This is a genomic window from Xanthomonas citri pv. citri, from assembly GCF_000961215.1.
GTDB classification, from domain to species: domain Bacteria; phylum Pseudomonadota; class Gammaproteobacteria; order Xanthomonadales; family Xanthomonadaceae; genus Xanthomonas; species Xanthomonas cissicola.
Window position 1 is genome coordinate 106184 of sequence record NZ_CP008998.1, and the last position, 19422, is coordinate 125605.

17 protein-coding genes and 1 pseudogene are annotated in these 19422 nt (G+C 61.8%); 4 read left to right on the forward strand and 14 right to left on the reverse strand.

Annotated elements, in window-relative coordinates:
* Positions 1-48: 48 nt before the first annotated feature.
* Positions 49-1038, reverse strand: a complete 990-nt coding sequence (locus AMD14_RS22550; RefSeq protein ID WP_223293149.1) for an AIPR family protein — start codon at positions 1036-1038, stop codon at positions 49-51.
* Here AMD14_RS22550 and AMD14_RS22555 point away from each other — a divergent pair.
* A pseudogene (locus AMD14_RS22555) lies at positions 1037-2204 on the forward strand (IS3 family transposase). The gene AMD14_RS22550 and the pseudogene AMD14_RS22555 overlap by 2 nt on opposite strands.
* Before the next feature lie 4 nt (positions 2205-2208).
* Here the strand turns inward: AMD14_RS22555 and AMD14_RS22560 are convergent.
* From AMD14_RS22560 to AMD14_RS00985, 10 genes are all read right to left on the reverse strand, one after another.
* Positions 2209-3027, reverse strand: a complete 819-nt coding sequence (locus AMD14_RS22560; RefSeq protein WP_234705908.1) for an O-GlcNAcase — start codon at positions 3025-3027, stop codon at positions 2209-2211.
* A gap of 56 nt (positions 3028-3083) precedes the next feature.
* Positions 3084-4298 carry an IS4-like element ISXac1 family transposase gene (locus AMD14_RS00945; protein ID WP_011050083.1) on the reverse strand — a complete coding sequence of 405 codons (1215 nt, stop codon included), beginning with the start codon at positions 4296-4298 and terminating at the stop codon, positions 3084-3086.
* A gap of 129 nt (positions 4299-4427) precedes the next feature.
* Positions 4428-4877, reverse strand: a complete 450-nt coding sequence (locus AMD14_RS00950) for a hypothetical protein (protein WP_015471531.1) — start codon at positions 4875-4877, stop codon at positions 4428-4430.
* 124 nt (positions 4878-5001) lie between these two features.
* Positions 5002-5223, reverse strand: coding sequence for an XAC0095 family protein (locus AMD14_RS00955; RefSeq protein ID WP_005921785.1), 222 nt, complete (start codon positions 5221-5223; stop codon positions 5002-5004).
* Positions 5224-5622: 399 nt separating this feature from the next.
* On the reverse strand, positions 5623-7455 hold the full coding sequence (locus AMD14_RS24485; protein WP_040259385.1) for an XVIPCD domain-containing protein: 1833 nt from the start codon (positions 7453-7455) through the stop codon (positions 5623-5625).
* Between the two features lie 77 nt (positions 7456-7532).
* Positions 7533-8171: a hypothetical protein gene (locus AMD14_RS00965; protein WP_015462706.1), complete on the reverse strand. Its 639-nt coding sequence runs from the start codon at positions 8169-8171 to the stop codon at positions 7533-7535.
* Between the two features lie 117 nt (positions 8172-8288).
* A complete protein-coding gene (locus tag AMD14_RS22580; protein WP_011050087.1) occupies positions 8289-8597 on the reverse strand; it encodes a hypothetical protein in 309 nt (102 codons plus the stop codon).
* A 729-nt stretch (positions 8598-9326) separates the two neighbouring features.
* Complete coding sequence (locus AMD14_RS00975) at positions 9327-9692, reverse strand: hypothetical protein (RefSeq protein ID WP_223293151.1); 366 nt, start codon at positions 9690-9692, stop codon at positions 9327-9329.
* 190 nt (positions 9693-9882) lie between these two features.
* Positions 9883-10071: a CsbD family protein gene (locus AMD14_RS00980; protein WP_011050089.1), complete on the reverse strand. Its 189-nt coding sequence runs from the start codon at positions 10069-10071 to the stop codon at positions 9883-9885.
* Between the two features lie 222 nt (positions 10072-10293).
* Positions 10294-11454, reverse strand: coding sequence for an HDOD domain-containing protein (locus tag AMD14_RS00985; protein WP_015462708.1), 1161 nt, complete (start codon positions 11452-11454; stop codon positions 10294-10296).
* Between the two features lie 242 nt (positions 11455-11696).
* On the opposite strand from AMD14_RS00985, the gene AMD14_RS00990 reads away from it, so the two are divergent.
* Entirely contained in the window at positions 11697-12197 is a 501-nt protein-coding gene (locus AMD14_RS00990) for an SRPBCC family protein (protein WP_043929551.1), read from the forward strand.
* A 299-nt stretch (positions 12198-12496) separates the two neighbouring features.
* Here the strand turns inward: AMD14_RS00990 and AMD14_RS00995 are convergent, their stop codons facing one another.
* The 3 genes from AMD14_RS00995 to AMD14_RS01005 form a co-directional block, all read right to left on the reverse strand.
* Positions 12497-12808 carry a protealysin inhibitor emfourin gene (locus tag AMD14_RS00995; protein WP_005917446.1) on the reverse strand — a complete coding sequence of 104 codons (312 nt, stop codon included), beginning with the start codon at positions 12806-12808 and terminating at the stop codon, positions 12497-12499.
* Positions 12805-13875: a M4 family metallopeptidase gene (locus AMD14_RS01000; protein WP_011050092.1), complete on the reverse strand. Its 1071-nt coding sequence runs from the start codon at positions 13873-13875 to the stop codon at positions 12805-12807. Before AMD14_RS01000 ends, AMD14_RS00995 begins: the two co-directional genes overlap by 4 nt.
* A 110-nt stretch (positions 13876-13985) precedes the next feature.
* The gene (locus AMD14_RS01005; RefSeq protein ID WP_011050093.1) at positions 13986-14642 is read right to left on the reverse strand and encodes an SDR family oxidoreductase; all 657 of its coding nucleotides are present in this window, start codon (positions 14640-14642) and stop codon (positions 13986-13988) included.
* A 233-nt stretch (positions 14643-14875) separates the two neighbouring features.
* On the opposite strand from AMD14_RS01005, the gene AMD14_RS01010 reads away from it, so the two are divergent.
* Together AMD14_RS01010 and AMD14_RS01015 are read left to right on the forward strand one after the other, a co-directional pair.
* Entirely contained in the window at positions 14876-15346 is a 471-nt protein-coding gene (locus AMD14_RS01010) for an NUDIX domain-containing protein (protein WP_015471538.1), read from the forward strand.
* Positions 15347-15629: 283 nt separating this feature from the next.
* Positions 15630-19352 (forward strand): M48 family metallopeptidase, encoded by a 3723-nt coding sequence (locus AMD14_RS01015; protein WP_040107716.1) that lies wholly within the window; start codon positions 15630-15632, stop codon positions 19350-19352.
* The last annotated feature ends 70 nt before the right edge of the window (positions 19353-19422 follow it).

A 19422-nucleotide genomic window follows, 5' to 3' on the forward strand; every position in this document is an offset into this window, starting at 1 on the left:
GCGGGTAACCACTCTAGAACGATTCACATCACCTTAGGTAGCTGCTACTTAGCTAACTTGGTGGAGCTTTGGGAGACGCCAAGCAGAGCCTTTGGCGACACGCAAGCCAAGATTCTTCTTAATTTTTTCTAAAAAAGTCCTAGTTCTTAGCTCATTTCTCAGATTGAGTGCCTCATCAGAGGTTGTTAATATGTTAACTGCGATCTCGGAATAAAGTTCCATGGCTTTCTTTGCATATTTTAGAAGTGAGTTGGAAAAAACCTCCGTTGCCATCTTTTCAAGTGTCAGTTTGCTTAGATCCGATCCAAATTTTATTATCAAATTATAAGCAACAAATATTCCCCAGGGCGTGCCATAAATTCCGAGGATCGCTTTCATCTGTGGATCTCCGCTTATGCTCGTATCTTCAAGTAAATTGGCGCGCTCAGCTTCAATATGGTGGGCTAATATCCATGCAAGATAAACAATTTCCGGACGTAGCCCTCGAGGGAAAATAGACTTGTAGGATCTGTCGAAAAGTTCAGCTTTTTTCGTAACGGCTTCAAGTATGGTGTCCTCGGAAGTAGATGCAAGATATTGGGCTATCCGATCTAGTTCAATTCTTTTATGACTCTTGGTTGCCTTTGCACCCTCTTGCTTAGGAGCATATTGTATGTCTATACGCGAGAAAGCTGTTCGCAGTCCCTCTTGTATCGGATCTAGCAAGCGGACGGCAGAAAGTTTTACAGGATTTTGCGTGTTGTTATATCTTACAATATCAGTAAGAAGTGCTTTCTTCGCTCCGACCACGCGGACAAGAATCTGGCATCTTTCAGCGCCCTTATCATGATGCACCGCTCTTGAAAGACTTACTGTTGATTGGCAGCCATTGACAATCGAGAGCTGGAATATTTTAAACTTTTTCGGAGTTATTTCTTCGAAATTATTCGCGACTATGGTAATGCCATTATTAAGCGCCCAGAAATCGCCGGGTTGATACGCCCAGGATTTCCTAGACATCTCAAGGCCATGGAAAATGGCTGATTCGGAGGTGTCCATGAGCAGTAAGCGGTATACGGATGAGTTCAAGATCGAGGCGGTCCGGCAAGTGACCGATCGTGGGTTCAAGGTGGCAGAGGTCGCCGAGCGACTGGGTGTCACCACGCACAGCCTGTACGCTTGGCTGCGCAAGTTCGGCAAGCCCGGCGTAGTACAGCGCGCTGAGGCGGACCAGAGCGCCGAAGTCCGGCGGCTGAAGATCGAGTTGCGCCGGGTGACGGAGGAGCGCGACATCCTAAAAAAGGCCGCCGCGTACTTTGCCAAGGGGTAAAGGCAAAGTACCTCTTCATGCAAGTCCACCGCGAAGAATTCAGGGTGTGCGCGATGTGCCGGGTTTTGCGGGTGAACCGGGCTGGATACTACGCGTGGCTAAAGTCGCCCGACAGTGAACGCGCCAAGGAAGACGAACGCCTGCTGGGGCTGATCAAGCACCACTGGTTGGCCAGCGGCAGTGTCTATGGGCATCGCAAGATTGCCAAGGATCTACGCGATCTGGGTGAGCGTTGCAGTCGCCATCGGGTGCATCGATTGATGCGCACCGAGGGACTGCGTGCCCAGGTGGGCTATGGCCGCAAGCCGCGCTTCCATGGCGGAACGCCGTGCAAGGCGGCAGCCAACCTGCTGGATCGACAGTTCGACGTGACCGAGCCGGACACGGCCTGGGCGAGCGACTTCACCTTCATCCGTACGCATGAAGGCTGGATGTACCTGGCTGTGGTGATCGATCTGTTTTCCAGGCAGGTCGTCGGCTGGGCGATGCGCGATCGAGCCGATACCGAGTTGGTCGTGCAGGCCTTGCTGTCGGCGGTGTGGCGGCGCAAACCCAGCGCTGGTTGCCTGGTTCATTCGGACCAGGGGTCTGTCTACACCAGCGATGACTGGCGCAGTTTCCTGGCGTCCCATGGCTTGGTGTGCAGCATGAGTCGGCGTGGCAACTGCCACGAGCGCGAAGCCTGCCCTTGGGGCACAACGCACCGGTGGAGAGCTTCTTTGGTCTGCTCAAACGCGAGCGGATCAGGCGGCGGATCTACCCCACCAAGGACGCCGCACGCGCCGAGGTGTTCGACTACATCGAGATGTTCTACAACCCACAACGCCGTCATGGTTCAACTGGCGACCTGTCCCCTGTAGAGTTTGAACGGCGCTACGCGCAACGAGGGTCTTGAGTGTCTACGGAACCCTGGGCGTATCAGGTCGTGAGCTGGCGGTTTCAATTATTTTTTCATTTATGCCTCCTTTTCGCTCGCCTATAAAAAGTCTTACATTCCCTTCAAAAAGACGATTTCCGTGCTTAGTATGTAACCGAGCCAACTCTGAAGCTTTGACGGCGCCCACTACTGCACTTCCAAATCCGTCTCTGATTTGTACGACATCACTATTAAAGATTATTTCATCTTCCGGAACGTTTCGATCCGCTGCTTTGGCAACAAGATGCTTCTCATACAATGTGTCTTGATGTTCATATAAAAATGATACATCTTTTCCATAGGTATTAGCCCGCTCTGTAGTTTCTCTCTGCCGCGCGATCTGATCGGACTTTCCCGCAAGAGTAACCAAACCGAAGACCTTTGCGTAGTTTGTCGGATCAATCTCTGTAAGTTGTTCAAAGATGTCATGCCTGCCCGAATGCTGAAATGAAATTGGATCTTGAATGTTTGAAATTGAAGCAATTAATGCATTCCATTTCTTTTGACTAGCACTTCTCTCAGGGCGGTCAGATACGTAACCTTGAAGCACATAAACAATTTCTTGATCATGGTCGATATAGATGAAATCGCAGCCCGCATCTTCGGCGCCATCCACTGATGCAGAGACAATTGCTTCATCCTCATCAATACCAAGAAGCGTCGTTGCATACCAGGCTGTTATAGCCTTATCTCTACTAATTCCACCGCGACGAGCTATGGCATCAATAGACGATATTAATTCCTTCCTCGCGTCGGAAGATGTTTTCTCTTCTTTAGGGGCCGGATTTTTCTTCTTCAACATTTTAATTTCCATGTTTGTGACATAAAGGGGTCAGGTTCTTAGGTATCCCCACGTTTTTAAAGCACCAGCGTCATCTGCTCACGCACTGCTTCGGGCAGTGTACGTAAGCGTTCTAGCCAGCGTGAGACAGGTTCCATCGGCCAGCGCCTGGCCAGCGCCTGGCGGCCGACACGCAGTGTCGAGTAGAGCTTGCGTGTACTGCTGCGTGGCGATAGCCACTGGGCGATACCGGTGGCTTCGCATCCCAGTCCTGCCAGCCAACTGGCAAAGGTGGCCAGTGTGTTGAGCAACAACAGGATCTGCAACCGCTCGCCGCGACGGGTCAGGCTGTCTTCCATCGCCTGACCGTAGCGATGCGACTTCAGATCACGAAATGCCAGCTCGATCTGCATCCTTCGTGCGTACAGATTGACCAAGTGTTTCGCGCTGGGTGCTTGTAACTGTGGGGAGGCAACGATCAACCACGGCTCGCGTTCACGCGCCGCTGCTTTCAAGCTGGAGGATGCACGCGAGACCTTCGCTGGCGAGCGGCGGTTGCGTTGCTGACGTCCCAGACGTGTCTTGGCATAGAGCACCAGACGGCAATCGAGTGGATCACTGCGATTGGCCTGCATCGGTGGCAATTCGCATGCACGGTTGGACGCCAATGCATGCAGGCGTCGGCTATCGATCCATTGCGCTGCATCATCGGGCACGTCTTGCGGTTTGACCTGCGTGCGTCCGCGAAGACGCCCGACCCAATCCCAGCCCATCGCCGACACCGCGCGAAACCATGGCGTGCGGAATCCGGCGTCCGTGACCAGGATCGGACGCACATCGTCTGGAATCATTCGCCTGAGCTGTTGCAAGAAGCGTTTTTCCGCGCCGGGCGATCCCTGCTGTTTCCCGGCAACCACCATGTCCAGCAAGGTGAGTGTGCGTCCACCGATCGGCACGGCTGCGCGCAGCAGACACCATGACTTGTCCGGCTTCAAATCGCTCCAGTCGATGACGATCACCGGCTGGTCGCCGCGCAACAGCCAATGCGCCATGTCCCGCTCGATCATGGATCGCTCGGCCTGCAACGTGCGATTGCACAGCAGGCGGTCGCATGCCTTGAGGGGCGCACGTACCCGCGTCGCGCCAGGCCACGCGCGTGCGATGTCGATCAGCGTCAGTCGGCCCCCGTGCACTAGCGCTTCAACCGCGCCCAGCAAGGTACGTTGGCGTAACGCATGCATCCCGGAGAGTGAGTTAGACAGGCACTTCTGCAATACTTCGCTGGCGCGCATGGTCGGCACTCTTCTCTGGCTTAATCACCTTGAAGCGTGCCCCATGCGCGCACCTTCTTCCACCGCCTGGCCCACCAAGCGCTTGATCTCGCAGGAAGAAATGTGGGGAAACCTCAGGGTCAGGTTTACTTACCCACCCAAACACCGCTGCCACCCACCCGCAGCAGCCGCCACCTGCTCCCATCCATTGCGCAGCCGCTTCATCGCTTGCCCGCCCACGCATGCATAACCCAGCTGCTTGGCTTCTGCAGTGCCAAGACCCGGCAATGTGATGACGGAGTCCGATGGGGCAGGGCGCCCCTGACGTTGCGCTTCATTGCGCAGCATCATGTTCTCGACGCCTTGGCAGTAACGCACCATGCCCGGATGCGGGTGCGTGCGGTATTGCTCGCAGTTGAAGGGCGTGGTGTCGTGCGCCATCGAGTTATACGGCTGTTGCGTTGGCGCAATGTACTTGCTTGTTGCCGTGCCGGTGGCCGAGCGCATGCCTTGTGCATGCGCCGGCTGCACGTATGCCGCGCCACACAGCACTGACGTTGCCAGCACGAGGCATCGCGCGATGGTGGTGATCCTGTCCATGGTGTTCCCCCTGTATGCACCGATCCTAGCCCACGCGCTGCATGCGCGTGTGGATCAGGTCGCTTGACGGTGCGAGCTTGCGTGCTCGATCACATGGCGCCTTGCTTGCATCGAAGAAAGTGCGTTACCGGGCGGTGCCCAAATCCCCCAGCACATCATCCACCTGCTCAGCCAAGTGCTGCAGGCAATGCGCCCACTGCTGCAGGGGAATGGCCGGCATGCCCATGGCGCCTTCCTCGCGGGTGCGCGGTGTGGCCAAGGTGGCCAGCAGACGCAGTTGGTCGCGTACGCGTAGCAGGTGGTATTGCGTGCCTTCGGACATCCAGTAGCCGGGTTCGTCGTGCATGCCGCTCTCCTTGCCATGGGCTGGCTCCCGCTGCACAACGCAGCGGGATGCCGGGAGGCTAGAAACCGCAGACAGCCGGCGGGCTTATTCCCCTTGCGGGTGTTGTATTCGCCGCCCTCCCGGCGCAAGAACGCCGAGCCGTGCCAGGCCTTTCGGCCAGGCACAAAAAACCCACCAAATTCTCGGAGGTGGGTGCCGCTGTCTGTGTGGAGTTTCTAGGCTCCGAGCGGGAGTGTGCGGGCGGTGGTGGCTAGGGTCAAGTTACAGCGCTCGCCCTGCGCCGGTGCGCAACTAGCATATGCGTACTGCGGGTTTGGCGTGTATCAAGCGGTGTGAGGTGATGCAACGCAGACCGCCATCGGGCTCTGATGGCGTCGTGGTGCTCCGCAAGCGTGCGATCTAGCGGGACAGGCTGCCCTGGTTAGGCTCGTTCATTCCACGCGCCACCTCTTGCTGCTGCGTCAGCGCCCTTTCCTGCGCAATGGCTTGGTTGGCCGCCAGGAGTTTCTGGTCCGACTGTTCCACCGGGGTGCGGATTGCCTGGTCGATCTCCACGTGCACCCGCCTGTGCGCTGGGTCATCCAGCCGCCCTTCTACCGCAAACATGTTGCCGGTCTTGCCCATCACAACATGGTCCACGCGGCTCAACGCATTGTCTGCCAGCGAGCGATCCCCCGCAGCCGGGTAGGCCTCGCGGTTGTCTTTGCACACGGCCAGCAGGCTACGGCTGACGCGCTCGCTCATGTCGTCGTACGGCTTGCCCACACTCTCGTCGATCTTGCGGACACCACTGCGAATCTGCTCCAGCATGCGGTGATCCGGGTGCGCAGGATCGTCCGGCCCGAGCGAGCCCGTTGCAGCAGGCGCACTGGGCACAACCGGAACATAGGTATGGTCGTGCGCGGGATTCACGCTTCCATCCTGGGTATGGTCGAAATGATGCAGCGTGGGCGGCCGGGTACTTGTGTCCTGATACGGAAACGGTGACTTGTTGACGCCTCGGTCCAGCCCTTCGTTCTCGATCAAATGTTCTTTGAGCCCCAGCGCTGCCATATCGATGGTCACTTGCGGCCGGGCACCTTGATACATCACGTTCGCGCGATCTTCGGCCTGCAGGATCTGCTCTACAGCCCAGGTGCCATAGTAATTGGTGTAATCCGCAGTGGGCTGCAGCTGGCCGGCTTGATTGCGGTGCTCGCCGGGGCCTACCGGGCGCTGGCCTGGCTGCGCGTAGAGGGGAGATGGACGGTCGAAGTAGTTTTGACCCATTGCCGCAATATTGCTGGGCGTTTGGGCAAGACTCCCGTCCTGATTGAAGCCGAGGCCAGGGTTTGCCACTGCCTTAGTGGTAAGCGGATCCCTGTGCACGAAATCTAGCGTCCTCGCATTCTTGGTGTTTAACATGAGATCAAGGCCATTGGCAGTCGGATTAGACTGTCTTTCGTGGCTGAGTAACGCATTCCAACCCGCGATTTCTGCTTTCGCTTCGTCCTCGCGTCCCGACTGGATATACGAACGCAGCTCGTTGGTGTAGTCGTGCACAGGAGTCTTGGCGACTGCCTGACTCCTTACATCATTCAGAAAGTTGGCGGTAGCTTTTGTTTTATCCGCATGATTAAAGCTGTGTTGAATTTCATGCCCAAGTACGAACACCATATCTTTCTCAGAGAATCTGCCCTGAGGGTTGCTGGCAGATGCTGTCTGTAAGCCAATCGGCGGCAAATTCATAACCCTGTTGTTGCCATCATAGGTCCCGCCGGCGGAGACACCCGGTCCAACAAATCCAAAGCTCTCAAGTTGTGCACGTTTCGGACTTGATGGATCCGAAGGATCGACGGTGGTTGCCGCTTTCTTAAGCTGATCAGCAAGGAACGGTGATTTGTTTAGCGTGGACTGCAAGTTGTCCACCATATCCTGCGTCACAGGATGACTGACTCTAGCCGCATCTTGATACGTGCTCCGAGCAAACCCCAGAGTCATATGTTGGACTTGCAGCGTAGCCTTTAAATCACTACTAGGAGTTGTGCCTGCTGGCTGAAAGCTTGCCGTCGGGAGCGTGATAACTCCGCTTTGCATGTCGTAACTGCCCACCAAATTTGGGGCTCTATTGGCTGATGACTGTAAGGAAAATCCCTGCAAATGCCCTTGTTTAGCCTCTTTCTCGAACTCTTTGAAAAGCGTTGTGTTGGAGATAATTGCCGTGCGCAGTTGCTGTGCTTGATCCCGCGTCACACTTGGATCAGTTGAAAAACGGGCAAGCGCTGCTTCGAGTTGGGGGCTGACGGCTGCCATCTTTCGTTCCTTGTTGATTAGTTCAACGTACCGATAGATTTGACGCAAAGTCGACCAGGCTCACGGACCACAATGTTCCTCGGGACAACGGAAATAGCGATATCCCCCCCAACTCCATCTTTTGCAAATTTTGTGTAACGCCAATCCTCAAGCTGACCAATCGGTCCGTAAGTAGGTGAGGCATTAAAGCCCATTGCTTCAAGTGCCTTGTCATAATGATCAAAATCAAGCCCGCAGACAGCAGACATATTAGACCAATCGTCTTTATCGTTTTGAAAAGTCAAGTCCACGCCTTTTAAAAGCGAGGGCGATTCCGGAACATAGGTAAATGCATAGCGCCACCCATCTTGCAGATCGATGCTCCAGTACGCCACTGACAGCTCTGCTGGATCTGGTTTCTTAAGAGTGATCCCCATCACTTCCCGGATACGTTCGGGATTCAGGTCATCACGGGAGTCTAGCCCCTCGATCAGTTTCAAGAACCGATTGCCTATTTCTTCAGCGCTAAGCGTAATTTTGTCGCCGGTGACAGCCTCTGGCAAAGTCATGTCAGCGTGCTCCTTCGGAAGCGGCTTCAGTGGTCCATGGGCACAAGCACTTAGTGCAGGTGCGCAGAGTGCGGTTAGGAAGAGCAGGGCTGCTCGGGGGAAGCGCATTAGCAGATCCTAAGGGGTGACAGACGCAGCATACAATGTGTGAATTCATATGTAGAAAAGCTGGCGAGAGCTGCTTCGAGTTGCGGGCTAGGCGTTGCCATCAGCTTCCGTCCTTGGTTAGTTCAATGTTCCAATTGATTTGACACATAGCCTGCCGGGATAACCAGGCACTTCATTTTGAGGAACGAGCGAAATCACAATATCGTTTCCGCTTACGTCTTTCGCGAACTTAGCAAACCGCAAGCTTTGTAGTTGGCCGATCTCACCATGCACGGGCGAATCCACAAATCCCAACTCAATAAGCGAACTTTTGTATTCCTCAAAATCGACGCAGTTACTTTGGAGACTTGAAGATCCTTTATCTTCGTTGACAAAAGACAAGCCAATGCCCTGCTTGAGAGCACGAGATTCGGGAGTAAGCTCCAATAAGTAGCTCCAGCCGTTACTAAGCGCTTAGCCGTGGATATACGACTCAAGACCCTCAGAGGGGAAGGAAAATTTCTTCAGAGAAATGCCAGTGACTTCGCGGACCCGATCGACTGTCAGATCTTTCCTGGAGTCCAACCCGCCCAGCAGTTTCAGAAATCTTTCGCCAATCTCAACAGCGCTGAGCGTAGGGTTGACCATTAAAGTATCAGGCGTCGTCATTGCACGCGGCTCTTTTGGAAGTGGCGAAGTAGGTTTATCAAGTGTATGTGCGCATGCACATAGCGAAGTTACGCAGAGGACGGCAACTGAGAACATTGCAACCTTGGTGGGTCTCATACGCGATCCGTACACGTAGGCAGGTCATCGTACTTGAGCAAGGCAGGTCGCGGGATCACTTACCCGCAAAGGATTCGACTCATATCATCGCTGCTCCACTGAGCACGTGACTCAGCGGCAGATCGGTGCACGCACACCATCTCGAATCCGTCCTGACATAACGTCATCGGCCCGGGTCGAAGTCGCGATGATCTTGAGCAGCCACGTCACCCTGCGGGAACACTACGCGTTCCTCTCTGCTGGTCTTCCATCAACCACAGCTCCGATGTCTTTCAGATGCTGGTGAAGTTAGGGATACTAACTCTTGTTGTCAACAAGCAGATTCTTCGAAAGGCGTGGCCTCCAAACGGTATCGCTTGCTCTAACTCATGCCCTTCAAAGCAGCCGACGTCACCACTCATCGCGTCGCCTCGACGGCATGCCTGTCGCGCTCATGCCGCTGCGCCGCTTCCAGCGCCGCCACGAATCCTGCATCGGCATCGGTACATAGGCTTGTGGTGAAGGTGCCGATGTCTCCTGCAATGCGGAAGCCTTCGCCCAGGCTGCTGCATTGGTGCGGTTCGCATTGCCGCGTGCTGCACCGTGTAGCAGCTGGCGTGAGGCAGCGAAGCTGCGGCCGCGGGTGATGAGATGGTTGCCTTCCGTCTCGCAGCCGTCATGCCAGGCGCTGCCATTAGTGAGTGGCCCCATAGTCCCGGTGCTGGCAAGACGCTCGCCAATATGCATACCCACCTGCAGACCCGGTTCGGTATGCACGCCAGCCTGCTGTCCCATACGCGCGATACCGCGTCAGCGCCGTGTGCCAAAACGCCAACGCCCCGACCAAGTCGGGGCGTTGGTGATCGAGCGCTGCTTACGCTACATCACTGCGTGCGATGTACGCGACGCATAGTCCTGATGCGGTTCACAGCACGGCAGGCATCCGCCTACCGATCATGCAACCGACTTACTTGGTCGATTTGACAGCATCGCGCACGTCATCGGCGACTTCGCCGGCCTTGCGCTGCACCTTGCCGACGTTCTTTTCAGCGGCGCCTTCCAATTCGGTGCTCTTGTCGCCAGTGACACGGCCGATGGCTTCCTTGACCGAGCCCTTGACCTGCTTGGCGGCGCCGTCGATACGGTTCTTATCCATGGGATGTCTCTCGTCGTTTGGGGAACCCGGCCAGTCTGTGCGTGACGGCGTGAGCATGATGTGCGCTTGCGAATGCACTAGTTGCGTTACTGCATTCGCGCCAGCCGCATGCAACCAGCAGGGCCTGGCTAAGCCGAATCTTCAAGCGCACGCAGTGGACATGGTCATTGGCTGCTTGACGCTGGATGCTGTGGTAAGCAATGGCCGTTGCCTCAGCGCAACTCACTCCACGCTTGCAGCCACCAGCCGTTGCCACAGTGCGGCGTTGGCCTCGCTGTCCGGCTCCAGGGTGGCCAGGATGCCGAGGGCGTGGTCTTCGTGCTCGGCGCCATGGCGGGCGAGCATGGCCAGGGCGGCGGCGAGGCGGCCGTAGCGCAATGCCAGGCCGAGCGGGGTGGCGAGCAAGCTGGCGTCGTGTTCGGGGCGCTGTTCGTCCAGCGCGGTGCCGAGCGGTGGCGGCAGTTCCCAGGCGTTGGCAATGGTTTTGGCCACGGTGGCGGTGTGGCGTTCGACCAGGGCGGCGGCCACTTCCAGGTTGTAGGGCACGGCGGGACGTTCGGCATAGGTGTCGCGCAAGACGCGCAGGATCACCACCGCACCCAGGCCCTGCAACAGGCCGGCGAGTTGACCGGACAAGGTGTCGCCGCCGCGTTCGCGCAGATAGGCGGCGGCGGCGGCGGCGGTGCGCAAGGCGTAATCCCACACGGCGGCGGGCAGCCGCGAATACAGCCCGCCATCCAGGCTCAGCACCGGCTGCATGACGGCCGCGGCGACGATCTGGCGCACGCCTTCGGTGCCGATATGCACCACCGCGCGCTCCAGGCTTTCCAGCGGACCGCCTTGCGGGCGGTACAGTGCGCTGTTGGCGATGCGCAGCAGGTTGGCCGCCAATGCGGGGTCCTGCGCGATGATTGCGGCGATGCCGCGGCCGGAGGCATCGGGGTCGTTCACCGCACGCATCAGCTGCGGCAACAGGTGCGGGCGACGCGGCAGCAATTGCGGGCGCAGGTCGACATGTTCGAGCGCGGCGGCGACGGCGGCCAGCACCTCGGCCTGGGCGGGGTCGGCGGGCAGCGTGCCCTCGGCCAGCGATGGGGTGGCCATCACGGCCGCATACATGCGCCGCAACAGCGGGCGCATCGGCGGCGGTTCGATCTGCAACGTCTGCGCAGCGGGCGGCGGGACAGGTTGCCGCAGCGGCGCGGCGGGTGATGGTGCCGGTGCGATCGGCGGGTGCGCTGTGGGCGCATTGCCGGCCGACGTCGGCGCGATGTCATCGGCCTTGGCATCGCGGCGTCGCGCCAGCAACCACCAAAGACCTCCGGCGAGCACAACGGCACCTAGCAGTCCGGCGGCGAGCAGCAACACAGTCACGAGCATCATGGAAAAATCGTCTGATCAGTGCGACGACTATCCGCGAAGCCGGTCGCGGCGGCAATGCGAGCGTTGCTAGGCACTGCGACGGCGTGACGGGCAAGCCCGTACGCGCACGCAGCAAAACCAACGTCGCGTCGTCGCGGGTTCACGCAATGGGTTGCGTACAGCAGGCACCAACCAGACATCCCTCGCCGAAGCCGCCGCCGCCCGGACATGACCATGCGCACGCGGGCCATGGCATGTCGATGATGTGCAATGGCGGGTTGGTCGCTAGCATGCAGAGACGTTCTCTGCCCAAGCGAGTGCCCATGTCCACCGTCACGCTCCACCGCGTCATACGTGCCAGCCCCGAGCGGATCTATCGCGCCTTCCTTCAGGCCGATGCGGTGGCAAAGTGGCTGCCGCCCAATGGCTTCACCTGCACCGTGGAGCATTTGCATGCGCATGTTGGCGGCACCTTCCGCATGGCGTTCACCAATTTCGCCAATGGCGAGCGGCACGCGTTCGGCGGCACCTACCGCGAGCTGCAACCCAACGTGCTGTTGCGCTACGACGATGCGTTCGACGACCCCTCGCTGCCTGGCACCATGGTCACCAAGGTGCAGTTGCATACGCTGCCGTGCGGTGCCGATCTGCACGTGGTGCAGGAAGGCATTCCCGAACAGATTCCGCTGCATGCCTGCTACCTGGGTTGGCAGGATTCGTTGATGCTGTTGGCGCATCTGGTGGAAGCCAATCCGGAGCACTAGGCGCGCCGTGCCATGCGCCGGTGGCGGTGCGCTGCAGCAATGAGGGGCGTGTCTTCAGACTGACCGCTGCGCTGCACGTGGCGCTAACGCGGTGCACGCCACCATGCGTCACCAGCTGTGCAGCCTTAGAGCATCTAGGCAGCTTAAAGGGTGCAGGCATCCGCAGTTGGACCATCTTCGCTGACCGACAGGCACCGCGCATTGCGCGGTGTCTTCGTTTGCGCGACTGGGCGCCTGCCGTGCGTTGCGCGCGAGTCAGCGCAGCACAATGCCTGCATGCGCAGCGGTGGCGGCCTGCGCTACAGCGTGCCCTGCTTCCACAGCTGCACGATTTCCGCAGGTGCATGTTCTTCGGGGATGCGCAGCGGCTCGCTGGCGCCATCCCAGACGATGCTGAAATAGCGGCGATCGCCACCGCCGGCCTGCGGCGCCGGCAGCGCGTGCGCCATGCACTGATCCAGCACGCTGCGCAGCCGCACCCGCTGCGCATCGTCCAGCGCATCCATCGCCAACTGGCGCTCGCGGCGCATGGCCGGAAACGCCGCCACCCCGCCTTCGCGCGCCAGCCGCAAGGTCACGCCCGTTTCCACTGGTGGCCGTTGTGGGCTCATGCGAGCACGCCCACGTCGCGCCAGGCTTGCCGGAGGGCCACAGCTTCGCTGCTGTTGGCGCCGTAGTCGGCGCTGGCCACGCTGGCGGTCAGGTCGGCGAACGTGGCGAAGTCCGCGCTGGCGGCCAGCTCGCCACCGGTGAGCGCGCGATACCAGATGCGCCCGGTCTTCTCCCACGCCGCCCCACCGATCGCGACGGCGGCGCGATAGAACGCGTGGTTGGGAATGCCGGAGTTGTAGTGCACGCCGCCATCGTCCTCTTGCGTGTCGACATAGCCGGCCATGGTCGCCGGCTGCGGATCCTTGCCCAGGGCCGGGTCATCGTACGCGCTGCCGGGCGCCTGCATCGAGCGCAGGCCCACGCCCTGGATGCCGGGCATCAGCAAGCCGGCGCCGATGATCCAGTCGGCCTGGTCGGCGCTCTGGCCCAGCGTGTATTGCTTGATCAGCACGCCGAACACGTCCGAAATCGATTCATTCAAGGCGCCGGACTGGCCTTGATAGATCAGGTTGGCGGTGCGCTCGGTGACGCCGTGGGTGAGCTCGTGCCCGACCACATCGATGGCGATGGTGAAGCGGTTGAACACCTCGCCGTCGCCATCGCCGAACACCATCTGCTCGCCGTTCCAGAACGCGTTGTCGTAGCCGCGCTCGTAATGCACGGTGCCGATCAGCGGCATGCCCGCCGCGTCGATCGAATCGCGCCCGTACACGGTCTGGAAGAAATCGTGGGTGGCGCCCAGGTAGTCGTAGGCTTCGGTCACCGCCACGTCCTGGGTCGCGGGGGCACCTTCGTCACGCGCCAGGGTGCCAGGCAGGGTGGTGCCTTGCTGGGCATCGTAGATGCGCCGCTGCACCGCCTGGGCGGTCTGCTGCGCCTTGGCGTCTGCCGCCGGCGCATCGGCGCGTGCCAGCAAGCCCAGCGCGCGCTGCTGCCGTAGCTGCGCGGTGATCTGCCGCGACAGCAGCGCGCACTGGCGCGCGTGTGCGGGCGCGGCCTGCGCCACGTGTTCGAGCAGATACGGCGGCAGGATCCCGGCGCGGCGCGGGCTGACGAACGTGGACATAAGCGACCTCCACAATGGGCTGCGCTGGCGACTATGCGGGCGCCGGCTTTAGGAATTCGTTAGCCGGAGCCAATTGCCGCGTGCAGTGCGGATCGCGCGGGGTGTTGCGTTCATTCCAGCTGCGACAGCGCCTGCGCAATGGGAGTCTGTCCGTCGATGAAGCCCATCGTTTTGCCGATGCTGCCCGGCGTTGCCAGTGCGGCGGCGATCACCCGCGCCACGTTGGCACGCGAGACGCCGCCGTCGGCATCGCTGCCCGGGTCGCGGGTGATGCGGCCCGAGGGCGGGTCCAGCGTGAGCCGGCCAGGGCCGAGCACGGTCCAGTCCAGCGTGGTACTGCGCAGGTGCGCATCGGCAGCGGCCTTGGCCTGCGCATAGGCGAAGAACGCATCGTCTGGCCCGATACCGTGTTCCAGCCCGGCGCCGAGATAGGACACCATCACATAGCGACGCACGCGTGCCTGCTCGGCTGCGTGCATGGCGCGAATGGCCGCATCGCGATCCACCGCATAGGTGCGCGCTGCATCGCCGCCGCCCGCCCCGGCCGACCACACCACCGCATCGTGACCGGCCAGTTGCGCGGCGATGGCGTCGGTCTGCGCGCGTTCGGTGTCCAATACCACCGGCGTGGCGCCATCGGCAATCACATCGTCTTCGTGTGCGGGGTTACGGAACAACGCAGTGACCTGATGCCCGCCCTGCACCAACAGCGGCGTGAGCAGGCGCGCCACCTTGCCGTGGCCGCCGATGACGAGAATTCGCGACATGGACCTCTCCAACAGCCGCGCGCCAGCATGGCGCGTAAGGAGGCCATCCTCGCCAATGCGGTGATAAGGCGGTGTCATCGGGCACCAGCGCTGCCATAACGCGATAGGGCGCATGCCTTCCGTCTCTGCGCGCCGCAGCCGGTGCTTCCTGGGGGGCGCTCCTCAGTGCCCAGGCGCGGGGCGATCGAACATGCCGGCCAGCATTCCCCGCAGCCGCCACATCTAGGACACTGATGCGCCAGAGTCTGCGAGAGTTGCTGATGCCGATGTCTTCCGAGTTACGCCCGCGCGTTGGCTGTGGCGCCTTCCTTCAGCGGGCCGACGGCCGCTTGCTGCTGGTGCTGCGCGGGCGGGCGCCCGAGCAAGGCCATTGGGGGCTGCCCGGCGGCAAGGTGGACTGGATGGAAACCGTGGAAGCCACGGTGGTGCGCGAAGTGCTCGAAGAAACCGGCCTGCAGGTGCATCCGCAGCGCGTGCTCTGCGTGGTCAGCCACTTCGAGCCGGACATGGACCCGCCGCAGCATTGGGTGGCACCGGTGTATCTGGCCAGCATCCAGGGCCCGGAACAGGCGGTGCTGCGCGAACCGCAGGTGCTGCTGGACATGGGCTGGTTCGCACTCGATGCCTTGCCCGCGCCATTGACCCGCTCGGCCATGCAGGCGGTGCAGCAGGTACAGGCCGAGCGCGCCGCCACGCGGGCATGACTGCGTTACAGCAGCGCTGAGGCGATCGTGCGGCGGGCATGTGCTGCGCCGCGCAGGCCACATGGATTTTGTCGCCGCGCTCGGCTATTTTCTGCGCTGCCGGGGCGAGGGGACAGCGCGCCCGGCGGATCGAATCGCACGGCCGGGATGCCGAACGACTGCGTGGCGCCCGGCCACTCATCAGGGGACACGAATGGAATCGCTCTATCCGCAAGGCCCGGCCGTGGTGCCGGAACAGCTCACTGCGCCCAGCAGCAACTATCGTCGCAACGCCTGGCTGGCCATGTTCGGCCTGGGCGGTTTCATCGCCGTGTACCTGGGCTTGCTGGTGTGGTTCGGCTGGACTGCCTACCGGCTGGTCGCCGGCTTGCTGCAGGGTTCCGGCGGCGAGCAAGCGTTCTGGCTTTGGGTGGTGGCCGCCGGCGCGGCGTTTCTGGCGGTGTTCATGGCCAAGGCGCTGGTGTTCAACAAGCGCGCCGAACGCGACACCCGCGCGCTGGAACTCACCCCCGCCGAGCAGCCGGCGCTGTTCGCCTTCCTGTACCGGCTGGCCGACGATGCCGGGGCACCGCGCCCGCACAAGGTCTATCTGTCTGCGCAGGTCAACGCCGGGGTGTTCTACGACCTGTCGCTGATCAATCTGCTGCTGCCCTCGCGCAAGAATCTGGATATCGGGCTGGGCCTGGTCAATGTGCTCAATCTGGGCGAATTGAAGGCGGTGCTGGCCCACGAATTCGGGCATTTCGCCCAGCGCACCATGGCGGTTGGCCGTTGGGTGTATATCGCCCAGCAGATCGCCGCGCACATCGTGGGCAAGCGCGATGCACTGGATCGCGTGCTGGCCACGCTGTCGCGCATCGACCTGCGCGTGGCGTGGATCGGCTGGGGGCTGTCGTTGATCGTGTGGTCGATCCGCTCGCTGGTCGAAATCGCCTTTCGCGGCGTGGTGCTGGCGCAACGCGCACTCTCGCGCGAGATGGAGTATCAGGCCGACCTGGTGGCCGCATCGCTCACCGGCAGCGATGCGCTGGTGCATGCACTACACAAGCTGGAAGCGGCCGATGATGGCTTCCAGCGCGCGCTGCGCTTTGCCGCGCGCGAATTCGCTCAGGACCGCCCGGTCAAGGATCTGTTCGCCATCCAGTCGCGCATCATCGAACACATGCGCGTGGTATTGAACGACCCCGGCCATGGGGCAGTGCCGGCGGTACCGACCGAGGCAGCGCCGATGCACCGGCTGTTTCATAGCGAAATCGCCCAGCCCTCGCAGATGTGGGCCACGCATCCGCCCAGTGCCGCGCGCGAAGAGAATCTCAAACGCCGCTACATCGCCTGCGCCATCGATGCGCGCCCGGCGATGGAGTTGCTGCATGACGCGCAGGCCCTGCGCGAGCGCGTGTCGCTGGGCATGTTCAACGGCGAAGCGCCCACCTGTGTGGACACTGCCGTTTCGCTGGAGCAGTTGGAACGCGAATTCGCCGCCCTGTCGTTGTCGCGGCGCTACCAAGGGCTGTACCTCGGGCGTTCGTGTACGCGCACGGCGCGCACCCTGGACGAGCTGTATGCCACACCGCTGCCGTCGGGCGATCTGCTGCAGGCATTGGACGGCCTGTACCTGCCCGACGATGGCCAGGCGATCGAACAGCTGCGCGAGCGCGAGCGCCAACGCGCCACCTTGCAAGGCTTGTTGGATGGCGGGCTGCGCGCCGCTGGCGGGGTGGTGACCTGGAAGGGCACCACGTTGTCGCGCACGCAGCTGCCGGCGGTGATCGCCGACCTGGACGACGAGCTGCGGGTGCTGCGTGCGCGCGTCAGCGGCCACGATCAGCGTTGCCGCAGCGTGCATCTGGCGGCTGCCAACCGCATCGGCGGCGGCTGGCCGGCGCTGCTGCGCGGCTACCTGGCGGTGCTGCATTACACCGACCACACCATCGCCGATCTGGAAGACGCCAACCTGCTGTACCTGCAGACCTTCCACGCCGTGATTGCCGATGGCCGCGTCTCGGCCAAGGAATTGCGCCAGCTGGTGGCGGCCTGCAATCAGGTGCAACGCGCGTTGCGTCAGGTGTACGCGCAGGCCGGGCAGGTGCAGTTGAACGCGCCGTTGGCGCACGCCCTGGGCAAGCCGCAGTGGTCGCAGTGCCTGCCGGAATTCGGTCTGGTCGAGGCCGACGACAACAACATCAACGCCTGGATGAAGGCGGCCGGTAGCTGGGTGCAGGTCACCCTGGACGCATTGGGCACGCTGCGCGATGCCAGCCTGGAAGAGTTGCTGCGTGCAGAAAACGCCGTGGCCGAGCGCCTGCGCAACGGCGACACCTTGCCAACCGACGACACGCCCCCGGCAGCGCCAGCCGATTACCCAATCCGCCTGCCGGGCGAGGTGCGCCAGCGCGATCTGCGGCAGAACCTGTGGCAGCGCTTTCTGGCCGCCGATGGCGTGTTTCCGTCGGTGGCGCGGGTGGCGGTGGCCGCAGCGATCGTGGCTGGCGTGTTGTGGGCCGGCGGTGTGGTGGGCATGGCCGAAGTGGTCGCCTACAACGGTTTGCAGCAGACCGTGACGGTGGCCATCGACGGGCAGGCCGCCACCATCCCCGCCAACGGCCGGCATGTGTTTCGTCTGTCGGAGCGCTCGACCCACCATGTCCAAACCCGCACGGCCAACGGCGCGGCGATCGAACGTTTCGATGCGCCCAGTGGCGGCCACGGCGGCCAGTTCGCCTACAACGTGGCCGGTGCCGCGCTGCTGCTGAACTGGCGCGCCAGCTACGGCTCGGCCAGCGAAGACACCACGCGCAGCCTGAGCACTACACGCTGGGAACGCACCCAGGCGCAGGACATCTTCAGCGAGCCGCCGCAGAAGGTCAGCGGCAAGGGCGGCCACTACCGCGACGTGCTGACGGCCGTGTCCGGGCGTTCGCCACACGAGCTGTTGGGCGAGCTGGGCCCGGAGCGCGATCTGGCGCTGGTCACCGCGCACGCACGCTGGGACGATGCGGGCTCGGCGTATCTGGAGCAGTGGATGGAACAATTGCGCCGCGCCGCGCCACACACCGTGCCTGCGCTTCTGGCCGAGCGCCTGCAGCGCAACCCGCAAGATGTGGCGGCGCTGCGCATGCAGCAGGACATCGCCACGCCCGAGCAACGGGCGCAGGTGTGCGGCCGGCAGACCGCCGCTGCGCAGGCGCATCCGGATGCGCCTGCGTTGCAGTACGCGGCGATCCGCTGCCGCAGCGATACGCCCGAGCGCGACCAGGCGTTTGTCGCCGCACAGGCGCGCTGGCCGAACGACCCTTGGCTGCAGCGCGCTGCAGCGGCCGTGCAGGTCGGTCAGCTGCATCTGCCGCAAGCCCAGGCGCTGTACGAACAGGCAGCGCGCGCGCCGGCACTGGCCGATGACGTGCTGCCGCTGCTGGCCCGTGTACAGCGCTACCGCGGCCTGGCGACGGACCTGCCGGGCATGGCGCAGCGGTCGCCATCGCTGGCATCGATCGTGGCACTGGAGGGCGGCGAGCGCACCCAGGGCACGCCGTACCACAGCTATTACGCCCTGGCCCACGGGCAACTGGACACGGCAGTGACAGACGCGGCCGCCGATGCCGACGTGCAGGCGCGCATCGTCCGGCTCGCGGCCGCGTCCCGTGGCGCCAGCGCCGCATTGCTGCAGCAGGCACGCGTGCTACCTGAGCGCGCCGGGCTCGACGCCATCACTGCACCAAGCGCCTGGGCACTGGCCGCGCGCGAGGGCTGGCAAACGGATGCGTTGCGCGCGGCAACTCTGCAAGGCACCGGCGAAGATGGCGCCTACATCGCGCGGTTCTTCGACGCGGTACAGGCCGGTAGCAGCCAACAGCAGGCCGAAGCGGCATTGGGCGGCGTGAGCCTGGTCGGCCGCGGCCTGGCGTACACCATGGCGGCGGTACTGCTGGGCCAGCGCTGCCCGGATGCATGGCGGCGTGGCGCGCAGCAGTTGTTGTTTGCCAGCGAGCGCCCCTATCTGGGCTGATGCAGTGCCCGGTGTACGGCGATGCACTGGCTCAGGCGAGGGCGTGACGTCCCTCGCTCGGACACTGCCG

What these genes read in the sequence shown, in the direction of transcription:
- AMD14_RS22550 (WP_223293149.1), bottom strand. Translation starts at nt 1,038, where the DNA reads ATGGACACCTCCGAATCAGCCATTTTCCATGGCCTTGAGATGTCTAGG.
- AMD14_RS22560 (WP_234705908.1), bottom strand. Translation starts at nt 3,027, where the DNA reads ATGTTGAAGAAGAAAAATCCGGCCCCTAAAGAAGAGAAAACATCTTCC.
- AMD14_RS00945 (WP_011050083.1), bottom strand. Translation starts at nt 4,298, where the DNA reads ATGCGCGCCAGCGAAGTATTGCAGAAGTGCCTGTCTAACTCACTCTCC.
- AMD14_RS00950 (WP_015471531.1), bottom strand. Translation starts at nt 4,877, where the DNA reads ATGGACAGGATCACCACCATCGCGCGATGCCTCGTGCTGGCAACGTCA.
- AMD14_RS00955 (WP_005921785.1), bottom strand. Translation starts at nt 5,223, where the DNA reads ATGCACGACGAACCCGGCTACTGGATGTCCGAAGGCACGCAATACCAC.
- AMD14_RS00965 (WP_015462706.1), bottom strand. Translation starts at nt 8,171, where the DNA reads ATGCGCTTCCCCCGAGCAGCCCTGCTCTTCCTAACCGCACTCTGCGCA.
- AMD14_RS00980 (WP_011050089.1), bottom strand. Translation starts at nt 10,071, where the DNA reads ATGGATAAGAACCGTATCGACGGCGCCGCCAAGCAGGTCAAGGGCTCG.
- AMD14_RS00985 (WP_015462708.1), bottom strand. Translation starts at nt 11,454, where the DNA reads ATGATGCTCGTGACTGTGTTGCTGCTCGCCGCCGGACTGCTAGGTGCC.
- AMD14_RS00990 (WP_043929551.1), top strand. Translation starts at nt 11,697, where the DNA reads ATGTGCAATGGCGGGTTGGTCGCTAGCATGCAGAGACGTTCTCTGCCC.
- AMD14_RS00995 (WP_005917446.1), bottom strand. Translation starts at nt 12,808, where the DNA reads ATGAGCCCACAACGGCCACCAGTGGAAACGGGCGTGACCTTGCGGCTG.
- AMD14_RS01000 (WP_011050092.1), bottom strand. Translation starts at nt 13,875, where the DNA reads ATGTCCACGTTCGTCAGCCCGCGCCGCGCCGGGATCCTGCCGCCGTAT.
- AMD14_RS01005 (WP_011050093.1), bottom strand. Translation starts at nt 14,642, where the DNA reads ATGTCGCGAATTCTCGTCATCGGCGGCCACGGCAAGGTGGCGCGCCTG.
- AMD14_RS01010 (WP_015471538.1), top strand. Translation starts at nt 14,876, where the DNA reads ATGCGCCAGAGTCTGCGAGAGTTGCTGATGCCGATGTCTTCCGAGTTA.
- AMD14_RS01015 (WP_040107716.1), top strand. Translation starts at nt 15,630, where the DNA reads ATGTTCGGCCTGGGCGGTTTCATCGCCGTGTACCTGGGCTTGCTGGTG.